Origin of the sequence: Paenibacillus terrae (genome assembly GCF_005217525.1) — a bacterium.
In the GTDB taxonomy this organism is placed as follows: domain Bacteria; phylum Bacillota; class Bacilli; order Paenibacillales; family Paenibacillaceae; genus Paenibacillus; species Paenibacillus terrae_C.
This window is the reverse complement of sequence record NZ_PNXQ01000013.1, coordinates 20,850-43,004: the sequence shown is the minus strand read 5'-3', so window position 1 is coordinate 43,004 and position 22,155 is coordinate 20,850. Positions and strand designations below refer to the sequence as shown.

At 46.4% G+C, this 22,155-nt stretch carries 30 protein-coding genes, 1 tRNA gene and 1 pseudogene; 2 read left to right on the top strand and 30 right to left on the bottom strand.

Translation table 11 applies throughout. The features are described 5' to 3' along the window. The 16 genes and pseudogenes from C1I60_RS25640 to C1I60_RS14215 form a co-directional block, all read right to left on the bottom strand. Positions 1 to 398 (bottom strand): annotated as a pseudogene (locus C1I60_RS25640) (phage tail sheath family protein); the annotation flags it as partial. Beyond that, complete coding sequence (locus tag C1I60_RS14285; protein WP_137062339.1) at positions 399 to 755, bottom strand: hypothetical protein; 357 nt, start codon at positions 753 to 755, stop codon at positions 399 to 401. Next, entirely contained in the window at positions 745 to 1,215 is a 471-nt protein-coding gene (locus C1I60_RS14280; protein ID WP_137062338.1) for a hypothetical protein, read from the bottom strand. Before C1I60_RS14280 ends, C1I60_RS14285 begins: the two co-directional genes overlap by 11 nt. Continuing rightward, positions 1,212 to 1,760: a phage tail protein gene (locus tag C1I60_RS14275; protein ID WP_137062337.1), complete on the bottom strand. Its 549-nt coding sequence runs from the start codon at positions 1,758 to 1,760 to the stop codon at positions 1,212 to 1,214. Before C1I60_RS14275 ends, C1I60_RS14280 begins: the two co-directional genes overlap by 4 nt. Next, positions 1,757 to 2,140, bottom strand: a complete 384-nt coding sequence (locus tag C1I60_RS14270) for a hypothetical protein (protein ID WP_137062336.1) — start codon at positions 2,138 to 2,140, stop codon at positions 1,757 to 1,759. Before C1I60_RS14270 ends, C1I60_RS14275 begins: the two co-directional genes overlap by 4 nt. Continuing rightward, the gene (locus C1I60_RS14265) at positions 2,127 to 2,459 is read right to left on the bottom strand and encodes a DUF7210 family protein (RefSeq protein WP_137062335.1); all 333 of its coding nucleotides are present in this window, start codon (positions 2,457 to 2,459) and stop codon (positions 2,127 to 2,129) included. The genes C1I60_RS14270 and C1I60_RS14265 overlap by 14 nt, the downstream gene beginning before the upstream one ends. 13 nt (positions 2,460 to 2,472) lie before the next feature. After that, positions 2,473 to 3,498, bottom strand: a complete 1,026-nt coding sequence (locus C1I60_RS14260; protein ID WP_137062334.1) for a major capsid protein — start codon at positions 3,496 to 3,498, stop codon at positions 2,473 to 2,475. A 13-nt stretch (positions 3,499 to 3,511) separates the two neighbouring features. Next, the gene (locus tag C1I60_RS14255) at positions 3,512 to 3,904 is read right to left on the bottom strand and encodes a head decoration protein (RefSeq protein WP_137062333.1); all 393 of its coding nucleotides are present in this window, start codon (positions 3,902 to 3,904) and stop codon (positions 3,512 to 3,514) included. A gap of 2 nt (positions 3,905 to 3,906) precedes the next feature. Next, a complete protein-coding gene (locus tag C1I60_RS14250) occupies positions 3,907 to 5,127 on the bottom strand; it encodes a head maturation protease, ClpP-related (RefSeq protein WP_170970818.1) in 1,221 nt (406 codons plus the stop codon). After that, a complete protein-coding gene (locus C1I60_RS14245) occupies positions 5,105 to 6,769 on the bottom strand; it encodes a phage portal protein (protein ID WP_137062331.1) in 1,665 nt (554 codons plus the stop codon). The genes C1I60_RS14250 and C1I60_RS14245 overlap by 23 nt, the downstream gene beginning before the upstream one ends. Next, positions 6,766 to 6,996: a DUF6148 family protein gene (locus C1I60_RS14240; protein ID WP_137062330.1), complete on the bottom strand. Its 231-nt coding sequence runs from the start codon at positions 6,994 to 6,996 to the stop codon at positions 6,766 to 6,768. Before C1I60_RS14240 ends, C1I60_RS14245 begins: the two co-directional genes overlap by 4 nt. A gap of 27 nt (positions 6,997 to 7,023) precedes the next feature. Beyond that, positions 7,024 to 8,883 carry a phage terminase large subunit family protein gene (locus tag C1I60_RS14235; RefSeq protein ID WP_137062329.1) on the bottom strand — a complete coding sequence of 620 codons (1,860 nt, stop codon included), beginning with the start codon at positions 8,881 to 8,883 and terminating at the stop codon, positions 7,024 to 7,026. Beyond that, entirely contained in the window at positions 8,873 to 9,385 is a 513-nt protein-coding gene (locus C1I60_RS14230) for a hypothetical protein (RefSeq protein ID WP_137062328.1), read from the bottom strand. The genes C1I60_RS14235 and C1I60_RS14230 overlap by 11 nt, the downstream gene beginning before the upstream one ends. A 241-nt stretch (positions 9,386 to 9,626) precedes the next feature. Beyond that, on the bottom strand, positions 9,627 to 9,881 hold the full coding sequence (locus tag C1I60_RS14225; protein ID WP_137062327.1) for a hypothetical protein: 255 nt from the start codon (positions 9,879 to 9,881) through the stop codon (positions 9,627 to 9,629). A gap of 1,232 nt (positions 9,882 to 11,113) precedes the next feature. After that, a complete protein-coding gene (locus C1I60_RS14220) occupies positions 11,114 to 11,548 on the bottom strand; it encodes a hypothetical protein (protein ID WP_137062326.1) in 435 nt (144 codons plus the stop codon). Positions 11,549 to 11,721: 173 nt separating this feature from the next. Further along, positions 11,722 to 11,803, bottom strand: a tRNA-OTHER gene (locus C1I60_RS14215). A 743-nt stretch (positions 11,804 to 12,546) separates the two neighbouring features. Here C1I60_RS14215 and C1I60_RS14210 point away from each other — a divergent pair. After that, the gene (locus tag C1I60_RS14210; protein WP_252361719.1) at positions 12,547 to 14,193 is read left to right on the top strand and encodes a recombinase family protein; all 1,647 of its coding nucleotides are present in this window, start codon (positions 12,547 to 12,549) and stop codon (positions 14,191 to 14,193) included. 311 nt (positions 14,194 to 14,504) lie between these two features. Here C1I60_RS14210 and C1I60_RS14205 read toward each other — a convergent pair whose 3' ends face one another. The 8 genes from C1I60_RS14205 to C1I60_RS14170 form a co-directional block, all read right to left on the bottom strand. Further along, the gene (locus C1I60_RS14205; protein WP_137062324.1) at positions 14,505 to 14,993 is read right to left on the bottom strand and encodes an ArpU family phage packaging/lysis transcriptional regulator; all 489 of its coding nucleotides are present in this window, start codon (positions 14,991 to 14,993) and stop codon (positions 14,505 to 14,507) included. 67 nt (positions 14,994 to 15,060) lie between these two features. Next, the gene (locus C1I60_RS14200; RefSeq protein ID WP_137062323.1) at positions 15,061 to 15,741 is read right to left on the bottom strand and encodes a putative metallopeptidase; all 681 of its coding nucleotides are present in this window, start codon (positions 15,739 to 15,741) and stop codon (positions 15,061 to 15,063) included. 184 nt (positions 15,742 to 15,925) lie between these two features. Further along, positions 15,926 to 16,234, bottom strand: a complete 309-nt coding sequence (locus C1I60_RS14195) for a hypothetical protein (protein ID WP_137062322.1) — start codon at positions 16,232 to 16,234, stop codon at positions 15,926 to 15,928. Positions 16,235 to 16,259: 25 nt separating this feature from the next. Then, positions 16,260 to 16,622 carry a hypothetical protein gene (locus C1I60_RS14190; RefSeq protein ID WP_137062321.1) on the bottom strand — a complete coding sequence of 121 codons (363 nt, stop codon included), beginning with the start codon at positions 16,620 to 16,622 and terminating at the stop codon, positions 16,260 to 16,262. Further along, positions 16,619 to 16,825 carry a hypothetical protein gene (locus tag C1I60_RS14185; protein WP_137062320.1) on the bottom strand — a complete coding sequence of 69 codons (207 nt, stop codon included), beginning with the start codon at positions 16,823 to 16,825 and terminating at the stop codon, positions 16,619 to 16,621. The genes C1I60_RS14190 and C1I60_RS14185 overlap by 4 nt, the downstream gene beginning before the upstream one ends. A gap of 244 nt (positions 16,826 to 17,069) precedes the next feature. Continuing rightward, entirely contained in the window at positions 17,070 to 17,192 is a 123-nt protein-coding gene (locus C1I60_RS26195; protein ID WP_289306526.1) for a hypothetical protein, read from the bottom strand. Next, a complete protein-coding gene (locus C1I60_RS14175; RefSeq protein WP_137062319.1) occupies positions 17,173 to 17,406 on the bottom strand; it encodes a hypothetical protein in 234 nt (77 codons plus the stop codon). The genes C1I60_RS26195 and C1I60_RS14175 overlap by 20 nt, the downstream gene beginning before the upstream one ends. 48 nt (positions 17,407 to 17,454) lie before the next feature. After that, positions 17,455 to 17,673, bottom strand: a complete 219-nt coding sequence (locus C1I60_RS14170; protein WP_137062318.1) for a hypothetical protein — start codon at positions 17,671 to 17,673, stop codon at positions 17,455 to 17,457. A gap of 150 nt (positions 17,674 to 17,823) precedes the next feature. On the opposite strand from C1I60_RS14170, the gene C1I60_RS14165 reads away from it, so the two are divergent. Next, a complete protein-coding gene (locus C1I60_RS14165) occupies positions 17,824 to 18,111 on the top strand; it encodes a DUF2642 domain-containing protein (protein WP_353505568.1) in 288 nt (95 codons plus the stop codon). 80 nt (positions 18,112 to 18,191) lie between these two features. Here C1I60_RS14165 and C1I60_RS14160 read toward each other — a convergent pair whose 3' ends face one another. The 6 genes from C1I60_RS14160 to C1I60_RS24525 form a co-directional block, all read right to left on the bottom strand. Continuing rightward, positions 18,192 to 19,283: a DNA-methyltransferase gene (locus tag C1I60_RS14160; protein ID WP_137062317.1), complete on the bottom strand. Its 1,092-nt coding sequence runs from the start codon at positions 19,281 to 19,283 to the stop codon at positions 18,192 to 18,194. 38 nt (positions 19,284 to 19,321) lie between these two features. Continuing rightward, the gene (locus C1I60_RS14155; RefSeq protein ID WP_170970817.1) at positions 19,322 to 19,999 is read right to left on the bottom strand and encodes a DNA cytosine methyltransferase; all 678 of its coding nucleotides are present in this window, start codon (positions 19,997 to 19,999) and stop codon (positions 19,322 to 19,324) included. A 150-nt stretch (positions 20,000 to 20,149) separates the two neighbouring features. Beyond that, a complete protein-coding gene (locus C1I60_RS14150) occupies positions 20,150 to 20,941 on the bottom strand; it encodes a hypothetical protein (RefSeq protein WP_137062315.1) in 792 nt (263 codons plus the stop codon). 65 nt (positions 20,942 to 21,006) lie between these two features. Then, the gene (locus C1I60_RS14145) at positions 21,007 to 21,576 is read right to left on the bottom strand and encodes a RuvC family protein (RefSeq protein ID WP_137062314.1); all 570 of its coding nucleotides are present in this window, start codon (positions 21,574 to 21,576) and stop codon (positions 21,007 to 21,009) included. After that, a complete protein-coding gene (locus C1I60_RS14140; protein ID WP_137062313.1) occupies positions 21,573 to 21,908 on the bottom strand; it encodes a hypothetical protein in 336 nt (111 codons plus the stop codon). The genes C1I60_RS14145 and C1I60_RS14140 overlap by 4 nt, the downstream gene beginning before the upstream one ends. After that, positions 21,905 to 22,072, bottom strand: a complete 168-nt coding sequence (locus tag C1I60_RS24525; protein WP_170970816.1) for a hypothetical protein — start codon at positions 22,070 to 22,072, stop codon at positions 21,905 to 21,907. Before C1I60_RS24525 ends, C1I60_RS14140 begins: the two co-directional genes overlap by 4 nt. Positions 22,073 to 22,155 lie beyond the last annotated feature (83 nt).

The window sequence follows — 22,155 nt, the reverse complement described above, 5'->3', positions numbered from 1 at the left end:
TCCGACGATGTGACCAGTACAGACGGTTTAATGATCCCTTGAACCGCAACCGTCAGCGTGCCATTAACCAACGTATAGGACGCCGCCGTAACTGCGGTCGAGTGCTTCGCGGGGTCCAGCACATTAATAAAAACGACTGGCGATTGTTTCGAAATTTTAAAATGGAAATGCATGAATTCAGAAAGGGTAAAATCATCCCAATTGTCCGAATATCCAAACGCGGCAACCGCGTCAGCCCACGATTCACACAGAATAGGCTTATTAACTGGAGCTGTCTCCAACGTACTAAGATTGACCGGAGCCGTACCGAATACAACAGGTAAGGTGACGTTGAGCCGCACAGGGGTTATGACAGATGCGGGCTGTTCAGTGATAAAAACGCCATGACGTTCAGCCACTTAAATTCCTCCTTTTCGGATCGCTTCCACCACGGCGGCGTAAGCGATATGTTGATTTGATCCCGGTACCCTGAGTGCTGCATTTGCAGCCGAGAGCTCAGTAACCGGAATAAACAGATCACGGATTTCCGGCACCTGTTCAGCCAAATCGTTCAAGTACTCAGGAAAACCGCCTAAGGAAATAAATGACCGTGCCAACCGACCACCTGGCAGATTAGGACCAATGTAAATAAGTTGCTCCCGTTCGGCTGATTGGGATGGCTGAACAGGTACTACAGGCGAAGCGTATTTCTTATCTTTTACAGGCGGCTTTTCCGCCTGTTTAACGTCTTGAGTTTCTGTTTTTTCAGTAGTCAAACTGAACACCCTCTCTTATAGCAGGAATAATCCAACTCATGTCCACGTAGCCGAAGAAATAAGGCCATAAATTTTCCTCGTCAAACAGTGAACACGTCAGTTGGGGTTCCAAAATGAATTGCTTGTCCAAAGTGCGATTGGTCAGAAAGTGCTGTCTGATCCGCTGCGTGATATTTAGGATCGTGTCTTCACCGCGCATGTCCAGCCCTTCATCAACAATCCCCACGCTCAACATGATTGCGCACGTTGAATTTTCAGTGTCCGAAACATCGACAACATCACCAACACGAACAAGGATGAACGGGTAATGATCGTCATCATCTTCTTGGCTTTTTGCAGGCAGGTTCTGCGCATAAATGTTTAGTTTGGACAACTCAGCGCGTGCATTGAGGTATGTGGAGTCAGCAAAAAGACGCTCCAGTTCTTTGACTAAAGCGTCTCTAAGCATAAATGGGGTCATGGTTTCAACTCCCTATCCAGTTCGTGCATAATACGTTCCTCGAAGGTTTCTCGGGCTTTTTGTTCGACGGGGGTGCGTATCTTGTTCTGGTTGAACATTTCCGGCGCAGGAGGACCATACAGGCGGCGAATAGGCAGCCTCTTCTTGCCTTCACGGACGAATATCTTTACTCCGTTTTTGTCTGCCACAAACGCGCCCTTGATCCCCTTTACTGCTCCCCCTTTTTTAACAGCCGCCTTCAAAACTTTAGGCCGCTTTCCCGTTGCTCGTTTCGGATTGAACTTGTATTTATCCAGTCCAGTTCCCTGGCTGGTCGAACGCACTACGCTTGAAGTAGATGAAGCACTGGCCTTGGTGGTAGACAATGTTTTGTTTACATCGCCTGACTTGATCACATATTCCTTTGCGATTTCTTTTTTTACATTGGTCCGTGCATTAGATGCAACACGGTTCATCGCTCGGGATACAACCGTTTTGGCCTGAGCTTTTACCTTCTCATAGCGCTTCTTCATGGTTCCAAGCTCTTTGGTATCGACCCGAATCATGATCCTTTACGCCCCAACGTGACAGTAACCATATTCTCGTCATCTTGGATATCTGTCACCGTATAGGTGCGTTCGTCGAATCTGATTTTGCTCTGCATGACCGGAAGCCTGCCAAAGTGTAGAAGGAAGTCGGCACGCTGGGCATAAAATAAAAGATCGGCATCGTAAACGCCATCCGTAGGATTCGAGGCGCTACTTTTCCGATCTCTCAGTTCATCATCATCAACAATAACCAACATTCTGACAGGCGGTTCGGGAGCGGCAGGCAATCCGTTTTTCGGCGGACTCATAAAAGATATTTCATGCCAGTCGGCAAACTCTTTAACGTTCAGAAAGACGGACTTTACATCCTTCTCAACCTGATCCTTAAACGAGCGCATTGTTTTTGTCCAACCAAGCAGTATACTGCTCGACTCGACCCTCAACATTAGATGCAGGTTCAATTCCTTGTTTTTCAAGCCGTTCCTTTTGTTCAACAGCCTGCAACTTTGCGAATTCATCTAAGGAAATGGGGGCATTTGTTGATTGCAACACCCCCGGGTTACCGCCTTCACTTCCGTGATTTTCATCAATGACCATTTTGCCCGATCCAAGACTCACAAGGCGTTGGGCCTCTGCATCACTCAGTCCTCTTAAAATGTCACCTATAGCGAAGTCTTTTCCGCTGTGGCGGATTTTCCCCAATGCTTCAATATTCAATGGATATCCCTCCTTATAGGACTTTCGCTACATACCAGTTCTCGATGTTCAGCGGCACCGGGAACGGACGACTTTGCAGTTCCAGCGTGCGAACCGCTGTGCGGCGGTCCGCGAATACTTGCGCAACCACTTGTTGGTTAACCAAACGGATATCATCATCTCCGACCATAACCGGGTTAGCTGCATAAAGGAATTCGAACGGCTTGCCTTCTGGCAGGATCACAATCGTACCAGCCGGGATGAATGGTTTCTCTACGCCGTCGTCGTCCACAAACGTACCTGTATAGCTGTAAAGATCAAGACCAACGTCTCTCAGGAACCCATGGTGAGTTACGCCGTCAGGCAACAAAGTCGTGTCGATGTTACCGATGGTCAATCCTTTATTGTCGGCTAATTTCAGAATGGCTTGGTGACGGGTCAGGGCTATTAGCGCTTCGTAATCACCCACTACTTTGCGCGGAGTTTGTCCATTCTTTTGCATGACAGACAATCGTAATCCCGCCAAGAACTTGATAGGGTCAGAATTCGGGTCACTCCATAGGTCTTTACCGGAAAGAGTGATAGTATTTGAGAATCCATAGTTCAGTTCTTGTTCCACGCCCTCACCGATTTGCGTTACCTTACCCGTGAAAATCATTTGTGATGCCATCTCGATTTTACGGCGAGTAATAGTGTCATTCAGTTCCACCAAATCCCTAGCAATCAATTTACGGAGGCGTTGTTCAACGCTATCCGGGTTATACAGGGATTCTCCAGCTTGGCGAGCTTTAAGGTCGTGATAAGTAATATTTCGTGCCGGCTTAACGGGAACCGGGGAATATTGCTTCGCGCTGAAAGCATCGCGCAGTACAATCTTACCTTGTTGTAATTCGGAGACGTAAGGTGCGATACGGTGCTTACCTTTCAGCGTTTGAATTTCAATTTCTGTTGTAAGCCCAACCTCACCGTCAGAAAAGAATGTGCTCAAAATGTACTCTGAGGTTTGCGGCAACTGCCCAACTACTTTGAGGAGTTGCGGCAAAGAATAAATATCTGGCATTGTTTAAATCCTCCTATTCTACTACCCGTTTTGTGATTAGACCAATGTTACGCATTGCTACTTCATGCTTTTCAACCTTGTCCGTGCCACCAAAAATAAGAGCATGGCGATTAAACTCCCCACTCACATAACCTGTAGCTCGTACATCTTTGGTGGTTGCATCCACTTCCTGATCGGAAAGGATTGCAAAAGGCGTTTTAGAACCGTCCGTCTTGCTGGAATCCACAGGAGCCACGATGTACATTCCATGAGAAGCGTTCGTTTCAGGCAGTTGAGATACAACCCCCAAAACAGTCCCGCGCTTAATGACGCCGGAGCCGCTTTTTACAATGACGGACACGTTAGCGAGCGGTACAACATATCCCGCAATCAGGTTATCGTAAGGCTGGCTTTCATATGCTGGCATAATTATTTACCTCCCCGTAATCTTTTCATTTCTGCAATTACCTCTTCCGCTTCTGTTTGTGCCTGCACTTCCTCAGCGGCTTTCTTGGCTTCTGGTGTAGTAGATTCTTGGACAGGCACGTCATTTACCCCACTATTTTGTGCGTCTTGTTGACGTGCTGCTGCTACCTCACCTTTCTTAGCGATAGAAGCTTGCACAATCGCAAAGGAAGCTTCTGCAACGGTTTGGCCTGCCTCGATAGCGTTCTTTACAATTTCGGCAGCGCCCGGAGCAGCAGCTAATTCATTCAGCGCCGTAATCCGTTGGCGTTCGTTTGTCACACCCTCTTCTACGACTTGGTTATACAAGTCTGGATGTTCGTTTTTTAATTGGTTAAGATCCATTGTTTCTTTTTCCCCCTTCATAGAGTTAATCTCAGTTTTTAATTCCTCAAGTGTGACTCCGGCTTGCGGAGTACCACCTTTATTTGCGTTAACAGCAGCTACAGGCTGCGTGGCTGTCGAAGCAAATTGCAGATTTGGGATGCTTTGCAAGGGGATTATCCTTTCCAACCCGCCGTCCCCAAGCGCTGGGGGCTGATTTGTGAATCCGCCGCTTTTAAGAAGCTCGTTGCGAACCTTGTTTATGACCGCCTCTGGCAAAACTCCGTCACTGCTGAGCATATCAAAAGCGCTGTTGGTAACTTCTGTGGCGCCTTCGCTGAACATTATTTCGTCCGCAAATCCAAGTTCGACAGCCTTCTGAGCATTCATCCAAGTTGTATTATCCATAAGGGCCAGAAGCTCGTCTCTTGTCTTACCTGTTCGGAGTGAATAAGCATTGGTTATCGCCTCATCCGTGCTTCTCAGCAAGGCGGAAGAACGGTCGTGGTCATTCTTGTCACCATCAGTCCCCGTTGCAGCGTTGTGAATCATGATCTGTCCTGGCGGTGATATCTTGATAACGTCAGCGCCCGATATCATGACCGAAGCAGCAGAAGCCGCTACGCCTGTTACTTTCGCAGTAATCTTCCCGGGGTAATCTTTGAGTAAAGTGTAAATCTCAGCGCCGTCAAAGGCGGAACCACCGAGAGAATTGACATATAGTTCGATTTCGTCGCCGTTAGCTGAGTCGAGTTCCTTGGAAATCATCCCCGGACTCACAGCCGGAATGCCAAACCATTGATAAATCCATGCGTTAGCATCGCCAATAATAGGGCCATTAGCTTTGATCTTCTTGGGCATTTTCTTTCTCACCTCCTTCCGGGTCATCGTTATCATCTTCCTCATCGCCTACATTAGACGACGCTGGAGCAGCGGTGGCTGCTGCTTTAGCTGCGCCCTCACTAAGTCCATACCTTTTGAGCGTAGCCAACTCATGTGCCCTTTGCTGAACGTTGGACTCCCACTCGCCGCCTGTGAGTTCGGCTGTTTCGCCCTCTGCGGTACTAAAGTTATATTCAATACGGCTGATTGCCGCGTTAACCTCTTTGACCGGATCGAGCATACCTTGAGACGGACCGTGCCAAGCAGCTTTTGTATAGGCACGAAAAATAGCCGGATCATCAAAGATGCCCGGCGCGTCGATGCGTCCTTTTGTAACTGCCTCGACAAACCATTCTTCATACACAGGCTGACAAAACGACTTAGCAAGCCATGTTCGACGCATGCGGAACATTTTCCATGCTTCCAACATTGCTGCACGGCTAGCTGTATAAGACGATGTAAAGTGTTTGACCAGCATTTCGTAAGGGATTTCTAACGCCGAACCAATCTGCCTCAATATAGCCGTAACAAATGGGTCAAAGTTCGGATTTGGTCTTGTCGGGTCTGCAAAATTCGCTTTTTCACCCGGCTCAAGAAACTGAACAGCTCCCGCCCCGAGTTTAATGTCATTGGACGGTAGCTCGTCACCGTCTAAATTATCAGTGTCAGGTGGTTTCAAACCGAACGCGTTCGGATCATCGGCATTTTCGGTTTCGATAAACACAGTAAACATCGCTTGTATTGCAGCAGCCGTCAATTCCGCCTCAGTGTAGCGGTCAAGCTGTTTCAACGCCTCAATAACTGGCGCAATGACTGGAACACCACGGCGCTGTCCTGGGCGCTCAGACTCCATTAGGTGGAGTACATTGTATCTACCTGTCCCCTCCCCCCGTGACAACACCCTCGTCCATTTTTGGGCGCCGCCGAGGTAGCTCTTGCCACTTCCTGGGTGACGACTACTAAAATGATAGGCAACAATCATACCTGTTTCATCTACTTCAACCCCGGATTGTATCCGGTCCGTATCCGAAAGATTTGGGCTGCTGCAACGATCAGCCTCAATCAGATTTACTTTTAGATCGTAGATCGAAAACGGGCGTTTAATCATAGGCAACAATCCGAACACGTCACCGCTTTGAAGCTGAGAAAGAAAAGCAAGCTGTTGAAGTCCATAAAAGTCGTTCAGTCCTGCGGCATCACAATTTTTCGAATCGGCCCACAACGACCATTCGCGGTCAATCTGAGATTTTAATGTTGCGGATTGCTCAGCGTTTAGATTTAAAAAGTCCTTGTCAAACGCTGGTTTGAGCCGGAGCCCCGTTCCCACCACATTTGTTCTCATGGTCTTGTGTGCTCCGGCAACAATCGCTCCGCCTACAGCAAGATCCCGGGAACGTGCTCTCAGTTCTTCAAGGTAATCATGGATATCCGAATCGGCATCACCGATATCAGGATTCCAAAGGGTCATACTTTTCTTGGTCCGGCTGGCTCCATGAGAACCGTACCCTTGATTCAAAATAACTGCGATTTTTTCTTGTCGAATAGTTTCAGTTCTGGCTGCAGCTCTTTTTTTAGCTACACCAGGAGCAACATAATTGATGATCCGTTCAAGCCTGTTCATATATCAAACGGGGTGAACGCACGAGTACGGGAACGCCTCCGGCCCGGATTTTCCAAATCGTCAACCACCTTGCTCCAGTAACGTATCCTTTCAAGAATTGTGCTCATGGGTACACGGGTTATTGATCTCCCTTTGATGCTATACGATTGTCCTGTAGCAAGAGCCATCTCAGCATCACGCCATGCGGTCAGATTTTCCCTTGCTTCTTCAAGTGTGATATTTGGCATATCCCCTCTTCACCTCCTTCATATGGTTTACACACTGCTATTAACGCCTTGCCTGCGCTTTTTACGTGGTGCAATTACTCCCCCTCCAGCATCAGGATCAATGATAGGACCGTTAGGCTGTTGCTCAATGGGCAGTGAAAGGTTGGGGTTCAACAATTCAACAACTGCCCGGTTGTAGACAGCAAGGTCAAAAGGTTCGTTTCGGTCGCGGGTCTTGACCCAAGCCTTGTACTTAACACCCTCTTTTACCACTACTTTGTGAGTTTCAGCAGTCAGACCCAAGAAATATTCTTGCGTGTATCCCTTGTCCTCGCCCGGGAAATGACAGTATAAAGGTCCGGGCGATTCTACTTTTAAGCTGTCATGGACCTTGACCTTGCCATCATCTACCCCCAAATGAATTAATATCGCATTATACATTTGGGTACGGGTATGCTTGGCGATGAACGGGACGTGTTCTGCCGTTTTTGGGTTGATCCCTTGCCCTTTAATGGCGTATATGCGGCGGTATTCTCTTGGCTTAGTAAATTCGTACACCTCTTTGGTGTAATGACCTCCAGAGTCCATACAAGCGCCCACAATACGGAATCCTCGCCCGTTTGGTCCAACCCATGAACGACAAAGAAACCTGTCCAGCTCATCCCACACTTCGGGCCTGTCCAAGTCTCCATATATACGGCGGTATTCTATTCTCCAAGATTCTTTACCAGCTCCCCAGCCCATAATCTCCACTTCAAAACGATCATCTTGGGTGTCAATTGCTGCCGTAATGACTTTCACACCCTCTGGCACCTCTTGTTCATACACCTCACGGCGCTGCATCAACGTTTTCTCGTCCATTCCTTTAACCTTAGTTTCCCAAGGTTCTCCAAGGACCGTGTTTATGAAGACTTTGAGTTTGTCTACACCCTCACGCTTGGCAATTAAGAACTTTTTCGAGACCTCCCGCCAGTCAGACCAGGGGCTTGAAAGCTGATTGATGTGGAATCCGCGTCGGGTTGAATGCTCTTTACGGGCAATCCATGACCCTTCCCCGCGCTTCCACTCTTTTTCAGATCCCAACATCCCGCAATAACAGCAGCGATATTCAGCCTTCGTGACCACAATCTCGCCGCTTTCCGACTCGTAATGTTCGTATTCAATCCCACCTTTAAACTTTAGAGGTTGCAACTCCCCGCAATGCGGGCACGGTAAGCACCATTGTTCCATGGTGCTGTCTTCGTAAAGCTGGTAGATGCGAGAAGTTTCCTTATCAACCGGAGTTGATACAAACAAATGCCGCCGCTTGTGCCGGAATGTTGTTGTCCGTGCAGTAGCAAGAGCAATTGGGTCTCCTTCTTTACCGGAGGAAACCGGGAACCTATCCACCTCGTCACACAGAACAACTTGAATCGGACGCGAAGAAAGACTGTCTGGAGCATTGGCCCCGACTATTGTCACATAACCACCAGGGAAAGATTTTTCTTCAATCGTGTTGCTGCTGTCTCTCGACTTGGCTGGACCGATCTTCGATTTTAAAGCGTCGCAACTATTGATCATCGGGGTCAGACGTTTTTTGGAATAAGCCTGAACTAAATCATCCTTGGGCAGCACATGCATGATAGGACAAGGTTCTTGGTCAATGTACGAACCCGTAACATTCAGCAAAAATTCTGTCTTACCGACTTGAGCCGAGGCCATAATAGCTACTTCTTCCCAGGTCTTAATAGAATCCATAATCTCTCTCTGGTACTCTGCTCGATCTGTTCGCCATGGTCCCGGCTCTGCGCTGCTCTCAGTTGTAAGCATTCGGTTTTTGTCCGCCCACTCAGAGACACTCAGGTGCGGTTTTGGCTCCCACTGCTTGTTGGCTCTGCTAAAAAGGTCTATCGTTTTGTCAGCTATCATCTGTGCCGCCACCGATCTGATCCGGGGAATAACGGGCCAGCCCAGCAAGTGCTGATTCTACTTCACGCCGGACAACTGACTCTATAATATCCGCCGTCTCGTTCTCACACTCAGTCGCTACCCGGTGCGGAATCCCAAGCAGCCGCGACTTTGTTGTTATAATCAAGTCCGCGAGTAGTTTTTCCACGTCTCCCGTAGCATGGAGGTTACCCTTTAAAAGTTCCAGCTCTAGCGCCGCTTTTTCTGCCTTGGTTTTTTCATGTTCGGTCTTGTAATCTATCAACCGTGGCCTTTTATCTTCTTCCTTACCACCAGAAACATGCTCAAGATAAGACTGAACAGATTCGCCCAGGTTGTATTTACCTCTGGAGCACTGCTGCAGCACCTTTTCAGCGGTCAATTGCCTGATCCAGCGGTCTGATTTGCCGACGATGGCAGCCAGCTCGCCAGTCTGAATTATTTGATCATGTACCTTAATTGCTTCCGTCTTAACTTTAGCCATCGTCAGCCCTCCTGCTTCCGTTTTAAGCCCTCTTAAATCCTGACCCTACCTGACCCCTTAATTAGTAGAAAAAATATCTCTATCGCGCTCCTACGCTTTTAAAAGCGGAAACGGAAGTGAAATCCTGAATAAAAAACTGGAGCATTTTCGGGCTCATACGCACCCGTGTCTATTTTTAAGCTCCAGAAGGACCCAAATTTAATTTTTCTGGAGAAAAAGAAAGCTTTTAAGATTATTTATCTTATAGAAATCCCAATTGTATTCCGCCTTTGATCAGTTTATTACAGATGCGTCTAAGGTCTGCGTCGTCCTTATCATCTAAGATACTGAGCAATGCCTTAACATCAGGGTGGATATCCTTGCCGAGTATGTCGTCGTGGATCTTTTCTACATTTTTGAGTGATAACGTCAGGTTCGATAGACTGAGTAGTTCATCGAGGAATCTCTTAACTGCATCATCGTCAGAGTATTGTTCTTCTCGTGCTATCCTGCTCATAGTCTCTCACATCCTTTCTCATGAATAATTAGGATTAATGTGTGTCATCTGTACCGATTCCTTAGCCTCAGTCTGATTCACGCGCGCGCCTCCTTCTTTTATTCTTTAATCTTTAAATCATTTGGTTTAAAGAGTGTGCCCCTGCTCATATATACAAGACTATCTGTACGAAGCAGGCTAATAGTACGTAGTATGATGCCCTTGGAATATCACCGCTGTTTTCATGTTTAAATGCTCTGATCAATAACCATAACGTTACTATCAATCCTGTCATATCTATAATGTGGTCTAACCATACATTCACCTTCATTCCTCCAATCAGTTTTATGTATGAACACAAAAAAAGCCACTCTTTTATAGGAGTGACTTCGTTAAACGTATTATGTTTTATAGGTATTAATAACCCTTTTATACCAAGGTTTTTAGCATCACATATACTATATAGCATTAAAGTTACTTTAAACGTATGCACTAAAAGATTTAAAGATAAGACCGTCCTCATAGCCGGACTGGCCTAGTGCCGCACTGAAAAGATGTGCAGCACAAGCTGTTTTAAATTATCTTTTTAATTGATGTTGAAGATGAAGTGCATATGAACGCTTCGCTCCATATTAATATCCTTGTACTTAGCTACTAGATACGAAGGATAAGAGCATTATACTGAGAACCCTAATGGGCTGTCAAGCGGCCTATTTTAGCCCAAATTCGGCGTTATGCACCCTTTATACATCCATGTAGTTGATACATTTTGCACACCATCTTGAGTGTGTAATCCACTAAAACCCTTGATACATAAGGGATTATAGCATTCATACACTCATCTAGTGGGGGACAATCATCCGCCAGTAGAATCATGTTAGAGGGGTACAATCGTCCACCGCAAATATTCATTATTCATGTATATAGTGTATAAAAATTCGCTGTAAAATCTTCGGCTTGCATGCAGTGCCGTTCACACCCTAAAAGCCGAGGTATCGGATTTGAACCCCCAAGATTCAGAGGATGGAGGTATCAGATTTGGTACCCCCAACTAGACACGTGTTCCCCGACGACGCTCTGTCCTGTTCCTTGGGACCTCATATCGGGCTGCTGTCCATCGTACAAGCCACTGTAATAGTCTCATCATCATACCTCCTTTGGGCAAAGAAAAAAGCACCGGTTAGGGTGCTCAATCTTCATCATCAATTATTTCTTCTTGAATCACGGGCATTAACACTATTGCAGCTTTTTGACTACCAAAAAAATGTCCCCGATTGCTCAATCTCTACTAATGCTCTCCACAAGAACGATACAAGCAGCTCATCTTTTTTGCTTTCAATGGAAATCATGCTGTCCCACAAAAGAAGCCATCCGTTACCAAATGAATGAAGAACACAAGCGTGATGAAAAGACAAACACTCAATCAACATGCCGGTTGTAAAGAGTGGGTATACATCATTATGGATGATTTTTTGCCCGTTCCCGTATACAAGAAAGTAATGATATTCTTCATCCAACATGGTGCTATCAACCGTATAAGTGGCCTCAGGTTGTCCTTTTATTAAAAACTGATCACCTGGTTTGTAATCAAACCCCGTCTTTTCAAACAACACTTCTAATATTTCCTTATCAATTGATAGCACTTCTGCAGGAGTTAAAATATCCCTATCCCTAGTATGCTTATTCATGAAGACATCTCCCTTGATGTAATTTATTTGTCATCAAGATTCTATCGTTTTTGAGCAAACAGGTCGAGAATAAAAAATTTTCAGCTCCAGCGAAAATTATAGTAGCAGAAGCCCGGACTTGAACCGGGGCCAGCCAGAAATGAATCCAGCAGCACACCAGATATTCTGCACGTTGCACGGTGTGGGAATTGAACCCACGCCTCTAGGTCTGTTTTACTCGGGCCCGCCTGCACTCTGCCACTGAGCTAACCGTGCATGAAAGGACGGTAATTATTTCACGGCGTTTACCGTCAATCGCTATAGTCCGCATTACGTGCGGAACAGTCTGCCGCCCTTATTGATGGGGTATTATGACCCGCTTTACGGCTGTCTCAAATTTAGTTTGATGTGTTGACCCAACTTGGCAGGAACACTCATGAATGCCCTGCCAAGGCTTACGGGTCCATTGATGTGAACAAGGGACTTTCACCCTTGCACTGAGTATCACCTCATACCACGCCTCGCTCTTTAAAGCCGCGCGTGTCCTGTGTATGCGTCTATCTTCCGCCACCACATCATGATATAAGCTTTGTTTCGGAATCCGGTACTTACTGACGCGTCCGGCAGCGCTCCCGATCCACTCTTTAACGGCTAGGATCACCGCATACAGATGCCACACGCCCGATATAAGCGCATGGACAGGCAAGAGTGGAGTGAAGGAAATAGACAGAACAGCATGCCCGCTTGTCCTACCCTTGCGGCTCTCTGTAGGTCTTATAGCAAGGGGCTAACTGGTGCCGCTCGTCTTACGCCTACCACCGTCAAACAGGTATATTGTCGTGTCGGGTGCTGCTCTCTCTTTGTTTTCCTATGTTATAAGAATAACCTATAATTCAGGCTTTGTTTTCTAGGTAACATCTATAATTCATCTGAAATTTTTCTCTTTATTTATGCATGTCTTTGGCTATATCATAGTAACTATCATAATATATAAATACAAACCAAAAGGGCGTGTTAGTGTGGCTTTACTGAATAGAGAATACCTCCTGAGCTTAGGAATAGAATTCATTATTAATTACCTTCGTAAATCCAGAGCGGACGAGGAACAAGAACGGAGAACGGGTGAAGATGTGTTGACTGCCCAAAAAGAGCTTATGGACAGGGTGCTTGAGCCCGTTGGATTACCTTATGATCAGCGTCCCGAAGTTGGTTCTGGTGATAAAATATCGTCCAGACCTGTCTTCCAGTCTGTAATAGAAGACTTGCAAGCTAAGAAATATCAGGCCATTGCTGTTAAAGAAATTTCACGCATGGGGCGCGGATCATACACTGACATGGGCGTTATCTACGATTTAATAGTAGATAATCGTATTTTTATAATCACGCCGTATAAAGTATATGACCCACGCAACCCTTCCGATCTGCGGCAAATTCGTTTTGAATTATTCATGAGCCGGGAAGAATTTGAAACAACCAGGGAACGACTTTTTGGAGGCCGAGTGAATAATGCCATTGAGGGTAGATGGGTTGCTGGTGCCGCTCCCTATGGATTCACATATAACAAGGCAACAAAAAAATTAGAAATAGATGAAGAACAGGCTCGGGAAGTACGCGCGATTTTTGACTTCTTCGTTAATGGAGTGGTAGAGCCAGGGGGACATAGAAGAGATGTATCTTATAGAGCACTCGCCAGCTACTTGAGCAAAAAGACCTCTATTAAACCGCCACGCGGTAAGGGAGACTGGCAACCACAAGTGCTGCGTCAATTGCTTTGTAACGAAAGATACATTGGTGTCATGAGGTTTAGAACAACACAACGGATTAACGGCAAGGCCGTTGCACGTCCAGAAGAGGAGCATATTATTATTCCTGATGCGATCCCCGCTATCTTGGATAGAGACATTTGGGAGAAAGCACAAAAGAAAATCAATGACTCTTCCCATAAACCGAGAACTAAAATGGACTTCTCTCCTTGTGAATTGGCTGGCTTATGTATATGCACCAAATGTGGACGACGCATGGTAAGGCAGTATAGTGTTCAGAACTATAAAAAAAAGTCAGGCGAAGTGATACAGTATCATAAAGAATTTTTGTGGTGTACAACTGCTGGATGCACCTTTATAAAATACAGAAACGTAGAAGAAGAAATAATAAGTGTTCTCTCCTACCTTTCTGATTTAGATGAGAATGAGTTGAACAACACTTTCAGCACTATTTTAGCTAGTGAACAAAAGTCTACGGAAATAGCCTACGATGATGAATACATTGAAAAACAGACCAAAACTTTGAAAAAAAGAATGGACTTCATATATGAGAAATATGAAAGCGGAAAGTATGACGATAAGATGTTTGATGAGCGTAAAGCAGAGGTGGACAAGCAACTGGAGGATTTAAAGAAATTGAAAGAATCTTTTGAGGAACAAGCTGATCGGACCGGGGAAAACAAAGTGGACACGGACTTAATCAGGGAGAACATAAGTACTGTGTTAGACCAATACCATGCAACAGATAATAAAACAATGAAAAATTCAATTCTCAGAGCTGCCTTTGATAGCATCGAGGTTACATTAACGGAAAAAGGCCGTGGACGGATAGCCGCTAAATTTGATCTGACCGTTAACTTAAAGGCCAATTTAGCCAAGCTCAATTTTTTAGTATTATCATAAAACATACTATTCGTAGATTGTTACATCATAAAACCAAAATAAATAACAAAAAGAAAAGCCCCTATTCATCAGGGGCTTTCTGAGTTTTTATGGTATGAATCATAGCTGTAGCAACTGCTGCGTATATCTCATGTAGATCATTCGGGGAAGGTTCTTTATTAGGGGCCTTTATTGTAATTAGTCCATGCTTTCCCTGTATGTGCCCTAAGATGATTTTTTCGTCGCTGTCTTCACAAGTACGCGTGCCAGTCTGCTGGCACTCCATGTCCATCCCCTCCTTCTCCCTCAATATATTCACCGAGGCTTGTCCTTCATTCGGGATTAAAAATTTCTGATATACGTAATATTTTTAGATCATCCAGTTTGAGTATTAATCTATAGAATGCTTTCCTGCGTATCTTCCCGTAAGTGTCTTTGTTACACGGAGGCTGAAACTCAAAGTTATAAACGTGCCCATCCGTTATATACTCCGCGTCATTATTCATGTATCGCTTTTGGATTAAGAATCTTTCCGTCTTGGGCAATGTGTTCACGGCCCGCTCGACTCTTTCAACAAAAGACCGACGGAATGATTGTGCATCCACGTTGTGAATAGCTATACTTGCTGTCTGATCACTTGTCACATTAGTTGGGCTACTGCGCGGCATATCGCTATACGCTGCGGTTGTGCTGGCTTCTCTATCCTCAGACACAAGGTAACGGTACATCCTATATTTCTGGAGAACGCCTTCCACCGCTGACTTTGTTTTTTTAGGATCAAGTTCTTCCAACTCAAAATCTTCAAATGATTGTTGACCCACATAATCACCTCATGCTCTGTATTAAATCCCCCCGACCGAAGCCGGGGAGCGTATAAGTGCGGTTTGCTTAGAAAGGCAAATCGTCGTCGGGATTATCGCCACCTGCAGCACTTGCGGCAATTGCAGCGGCTGCGGCTGCTTCGTCATCAATAGGTAATTTCGCTTGGTTTGGATCATTGATATCAATTGTCCCGTCAGGATGGATATAACCCTTCACACCCTCACGTGGCTCTGCTGGCTTGTCCTGCGGCTTTTCTTCTTCCTTTGCAATATCCTCTATGGTGAGCTGGTTGGTTTCCGTCAGGGCTTTGGCAAGACGCTTCACGTCTTCTGTGATTGCCCCATGGCGCTTGATAACCTCAGCAAAGCCCTCGATATCTGGAGGTACAGTAGTAAGCAACGCTCGTCCGTCAGGGGCCATTTTCGTTTTACCATGACGGTCATATTTAAGATCTAGAGTGAACAGCGCATGATCCAGTACATACCGACGCTGCGGTTCTGCCATCCGGTTCCACATATCAGCGTTTAGATACAAAATCGCGTCTCGCTTCATTGTGCTTCGTAAATCATCCGTAAGGACTTTGAATTTGCCAAACAGGGTTTTACCTTTAGAGACCCATCCCCCGTGTTTGAAAAGAATGAGGAAGTCAGAGCCTGATAGGCTATCGTGATGTTTATCAATCATGACCTCCAACAATTCATAGGTTTCTTTCGATGCTTCTGAATGAAATTTTTGTGCTTTTGCCATGGGTGGTTACCCCTCTCAATTATTTATAGAAAACGAACAGTATCGACAACGCTAATATAGCTGCAACACAGATACAGGCCATGTTGCGGGCGAGCTCTTTATTACGGTCCCCTTCCGCTACTGTTCCGAGGAAAGAGATTACTATAATAGAGCCCAGCAGGATCTTAAACCACATATTTGATGGTCACCCCTTTGGTTTGCTCTTATGAGCGTACTTGTTAGCTGGGTCCGGTTTAACAACACCCATCATCGCCAGTTCGTGGACAACACGCAGCTTCGATAACCCTGTAAGCTTCGCAATGCGCGAACGAGGTACACCAGCACGGTCTAATCTGCGAATCTCCTTGACTGTCTCTTTGGGTAAAGGTGCCTGCAAGCTATTTAATAGTAAATCCGGCCCAATAGATGGCGCATCGTATCCATCTGGACCAGGAACTTTGGGGCCGCGTTGCTCTTTGATCTGACCGCCTGAGCTATATTGACGTTTGATCATTCCGTTTACCTCCCTGATTTGGCTGTTACTCCCTTAATGCCTTGCGTGCCGTAACTCGGCAAAGCACACCTGACATGTCATTTTTGCTATCTGCTATTTCTTCCAGTGCCTTACGAAGCTCGTCCCGGTCATCTTCTGCCGCCTCTTGCTTCACCCTTGCGTCCACAGCATCGCGGTGTGACTGCTCCATACGTTGTTCCAGCGTGGCTATTGTCCGGTCCCTCTCTGCCAGTTGGCTTTGGAGTGAGTCTACCAGGGCAAGTAGGTCACCGAATACCGACTCTACTCTCATTGTTGCTATGCCAAGTTCAGGATGCCGCATCCATAAGCCATCACCATCTAATATCAATTCTTTGCCGTCCAGTAGCTTATATGTCCGTTCACTCATGACTGTGCCTCCTTCGCGGTTACCTCGCCTTTTGCCCACCTTGCAAAACCTATTAGCGTCATAGGATACCAACCAGAATTGTGTTCTTTCTTGTAATACAACTCCCCGTCTTTCCCGGAGCGATTGCCAATCAAGATTACCTTCCGTTTTTCGCCTTTACCATTGTGGTATGTCAGACCTTCCTTGACTGCGCCTGGACTCATGACTGTTCTTCCTCCCTCACGAAATTTTTATAAAATAGGCACGACAGCATTGTGTATTTATCCGTATCAAACGTGCAGTATCTGTAATGCACGTATCCATCTATGTCTTCGTATAGGGCAAATACTGTATCTCCGTCCTCGTCAACGTAAAACCGCTCTATTCGGCGTTTGAGGTGTATTATCCCAACTTATTCACTCTCCTTGGTATATAGGGGTATAGGGTAAGAGGCCAGAAGGCCCCTGTTTAGGCGTTGTATGGCAGCTCCTGTACCTCCGCTTCGCAATCCTCATCTGTCATGGTTTCAAGCAGGCTTTCCTCATATCCGATCTCACGCAGCAACTTACGATCATTCGTTTCTGTAAACATGTTCATTCGCTCCTTTTAATGTTTGGGGTATAGGTAATAGAGTGGATATCTCATACCTACCTTGGTTATCGATACCGTAGACAGGAGTACAGATTTCAAATTCTTCAAATCCCTTGTCCCGAAGTGCATTCACATACCCTTCAACGTCTTGCTCATACATCAAATAACCCGATGCCTTACCGTCTTTTTTACAAATCAACCAAACTTTTTGCATACGTTCATTCGCTCCTTTGATATTTATATTGGGTAGGGTAAGAGGCTGTTATGCCTCATACTCAGACATATCGAAAACAACCTTGTCACACTCAGCACAATGGGCTTTCTTTCCCATCTTGTGTCGTAATCCGCTGTATAGTTCAGTGTTATCAGCCTCACTTCCGTCAAAGTTATAACGGGTTCTAATTGCCCCGGAAGCAAAATCTTTAGTGTAAAATCCCTCTTCATTACCGCAATGTGGGCAGCGTTCAACGGGTGTTGACATGTATATCTCTCCTAATGGGCCTAAGCCCGTTTATTTGTGTGCCAAAACTCCGACTAATTGCTTAACCTTTTTTTTACAAATGGGCAACCGCCTAGTTCATTGTCTAGGCATCAGCATAGGATGACGTATAACTAATTGGGAGGTAAAAAATTGAATAACTATCAAGCGAACCAAATGCATCACATGGCTAACATGTCTTATATGCCCAACATGCCTCATATGCATCACATGCCTCAATCTATCGTGGTCAATCCTGTAGATCATTGCGTTGTTGAAACTTTAATGTCCCTAGTTGGAAAAGTTGTCATTCTTGAGACTACTCGCGGTAGACTCGACGGATGTGTCGTTGAAGTCAAACAAGATCATGTAATTTTGGAAGAAAGGCATCGGAAGTTTTTTGTCCGCATCGCCGAAATCGTTTGGATCATGCCTGATTAATTTTGCCCTATGGAGAGCTCACAGCTCTCTTTTTTTACTTTCCTCTCACTTTGCAGTCTCCCTTGGGCTATGCCAGCCCCTTAAAATAACTGCTGCTGTATAACCGCTGTCCGCCGCTCTGCAATCTCCACGTACTGGCTACCCATCTCAATAATGGTGCATTCCCGGTTATTCTCCAGAGCCACTTTACGTGTGGTCCCACTGCCGCCAAATGGATCAAGAACGTGACCACCCACGGGCGCCCCGGCCAAAATCCCGACCTCCGCAATCTTTTCAGGCATAACAGCAAAATGAGCTTCACTAAATTGCGCCGTGGCCACTGTCCAAACTGACCGTTTATTCCGGGATCCGTAATATTCCCTGTCCTCCCTGTCCTCCCTGTGCTGCTTGGGCTGACCTGGCACATTGCCTTCGTTAACCTTCCGTTTGAAACTGTACGCCTTGCCAACTGCCTTCATTTTCCCATTTGTCTTGGTCCCGCCGTTCGCCCGATCACTACCCTGCTGATTTTCAATATCCTGTGACAGTCTGGCAATGCTCGAATCTGCCATGTGCTCCTTGATGGCATCTTTGTCGTAGTAGTACCTCTCTGACTTGGCGAGCAGAAACACGTACTCGTGGGCCTTCGTCGGCCTGTCCTGTACACTCTCTGGCATGGGATTAGGCTTGGCCCATATGTTATCCATGCGGAGATACCAGCCATCTGCCTGCAAAGCAAAAGCTACACGCCACGGTATTCCGATAAGGTCCTTTGCCTTTAATCCGCTTGGAGTTTTGGGTATCTTGGTTTGCGGACTTCCCGGAGCAGCGACATAAACCTCTTTCTGCGCAGTGGTATTGCTCCATGCTCCCTTACCGTTGCCTGCGTAGCTGTCACCAAAATTAATCCATAACGTCCCGTCCTCTCTCAAAAGCCGCCATACCTCGCGGAACACCAGCACCATATGAGCTACAAACATTTCCGGCGTCGGCTCCAGACCAAGGCATCCGGTCCATGCTGGCACAGTTATAGGTGGCAGGCCGGGCATAGGCGTATAAGTTACCTCGGGCCAGTCGGAGGCGGGTAAGCCATAATCCCTCAATCCCCAATACGGCGGGGACGTGACGCATGTATGAAATGATCCGGCTGGCAACGTAGGCATTACCTCTATGTTGTTGCCATGTAGTATCATGTCTCTCCCCCTTATGGAGGGCTAAGCCTCCTATATGTTTAAATGTGTTCTTTAATTTGTTTTCCTAGAAACTCCGTGTAAACTGGTGGAATTGCCTCAGCCAACTCGTCTCGAACCATCCAATCAATGCCGCCCATTGCGAATCCCCAATACAAAACAATTTGTTTTGCGTTTAGTCCTCTTACACCACCACTACCACATATGGATATGCTCCCATCTTCCCCCACTCCATTTCCCGCAGACGGTGTTTTCATTTTTACACATTCAACGTCTGGCTCAATAAGCGGCATGTTGCTCTCAAACCATCTTTCACGCTGTGTATATAAATTTTTGAACTGTGAACCAAACAATTTAATAGGATTAATTAAAGGCGCTCCCGCAACATTTTCAATGATGTATGGCTTTCCAGAAGCAATTAATAATTCTCTTGTTTGTGGTATTAAGTCCAGATGCTCACCATATTTGCCGCCATTTCTGGCTACTGAGAGGCTTCTAGCTTTACTATGCGCCTGACATGGTGGACTCGCGTGTATAACTGCGAACTGACTTAGAAACTGTTTGTCTTTTAAAATTTCTAATGCATCGGCTTGAATAAATTGATAAGGATAATTGGGCTGTGGATTAATATCTACACCTATAACCTCAAAGCCGGCTTTGGCATCCCCCGCAGAACAACCGCCTGCTTTACAAAACAAATCTAATAATTTCGGCTTCATGGTTGCCCCTCCTTCTTGTCCCCTATGGGGCTGGATTTTCCTTGCTGGCAAGACCATCCATAATGCCTGCCTTGATCCGTGGTTTCACGACCATGCTCACAATCTTTACAGTGCATAGGTTTTATGTCCTCTCTGCCCTTGGGGGCTGTATCATTCTACAAGCCCATCTATCAATATCCCGAATATCTTGAGTGCTGAACGTGCCCCGGCTCTCCATCCTTGGTTGTAATCTGAAACCACCTTCCGTGATTCTGCAAACATTTCGATCAAATTCTCTCCCGGCGTTAACTCCACCGTATAGCCTGAGATAAGTGCCTGAGCCAGCAACCAGACTGACATACCGTTCAAAGCCTCCGCTTGCGTGCCGATCTGCCAGCCATTAGGGGCAGCGGCGTGTTCGTGCAAAAGGGATTGTTTGTCCCACTCGGTCAGCAGCCATTTAATAGCTTCGTCCTCAGCCTTGGTCAGCACAGGTTTATAAGGTCCGTCTTCCGGCTGAGTGACAGGTGTTATGTCCGCAGCGACCTCGGCAACCTGAGCAGGGGCAGCAGGTTCGGGCTCATCCTTCGGCTCGGCTTTGACAGACTCCTTATACCGAGCGATTTCCACTTCTTCGGCCTCTACGGAGCGAATGTCCCATTTCGGCAGCCAATACGCGTTTAGGCTGCTCGGTGTAATTCCTAATTTCTTAGCAGCATCCGGACGGGATAACGCTTCTGCCCGGAGCTTTAAATAATCATTTTTCGTTGCTTTTGCCATAGTAGGTTTTTCCTCCTTGATGGTCGGTGTTTTGGCACGGAAGGATAGCGGTTTTACGTGAGACTTTGGTATAGGTTTGCCGACAATCTTTTCTAGTTCCTCCGGGCTAAGTGTGTACGTTTTAACGTTACCCTGACCCTGCGAAGACAACTCATTTTTCCAATTCGGGATGGGTGTTCCCATGAAATGCCCCTTTCTAGCCGATTTTGGGCGCAGCTACCCGCCGCAGGACCCAATAGCCCCGGGTGTTATGCCTTATTTAAGATAGATTCAATAACTTCGATTTGATATGGTTCATTGTCCAGCAGTGGCATGTATTCGCGCATGCGGTACAGGTTCAACGAGATTCGAGCAATGATGTATGCGTCCACCACGTTGTCACTTTTGTGGCTGTAGCTGAAATGCTCTTTCACAGCATCACCGACAGCCTTTTTCTTCTCTTTATCTTTCAGCCGCCGCTTCTCACCCGTCTCACCAGTCCATCCGGTAACACCAACATACTTCTTTGTCCAGGCTGGATTAACATCGTTGTGGATCGTATTTTTTCGGTAGATCATGGACCTGAGTCCGCCGTGTATCATCCCGGTTGTAACGCCCCTTTGCGTGCCCATGGCAGGCTGTTCGATTGCGATTTCGTCCCCCGTTTCAAGGAGCTGGAAAAGCTGATTTTCCAAGGACACAAGCTCTTTAGTGGAAATTCCTCCTGGCACTTTCGGGCCCTTGCCTTTCAACTCTGTTTCCAGTAGCACATTACCCTCGATGTCCAAAGCAACGAATCCGGTTTTGGTCGCCGGGTCGATCCCAACAAACCGTGTCATGACCTCGCCGCCTCCCAACTACGCTGCCGCCCATACTCTGTAATCTTGTACAGATGGTCCTGGTTGGCTCGGGCAATCACATTTTGCAACACTTTGGTAGCTTCTCCAGGCGGTAGAGTCTCGCGTGCTTGTTGTCGGATTAGGCCGATCGTAACCTGCAGCACGTCGAACAGTTCCGAAAGCGTCCGCCGCTGGTCATAGTCATTGGCCTCCACTTCCTCAATCAGCTCGTTCACTTCCTCCTGCAATTTCACTCGCATATCTCCCGGCTGATAGCCCTGTACTGGATAGTCCAGCACAGGGATTGCGAAAACTATGAATTGTTCACTCATGCCTCGTCTGCCTCCCAATATTCAACATAGTCGAATGTGTCTTGTATTTCCTCACCCATGTAGTCCCAGCAGAAGATTCGGAGTTCCAAGTCAACAGACAGCACATGAACAGGCTCAGAATAATTGCGGTGTTTTGCTCGAAGCTTGTTAATATCTATCCTCATTTCTTCTCCTCCGCCTTTTTCATCTCTTCCTTCCTTCTTTCAGCCAGCCATTCACAGTATGCTTGGCAATCGTCTTTATCCTT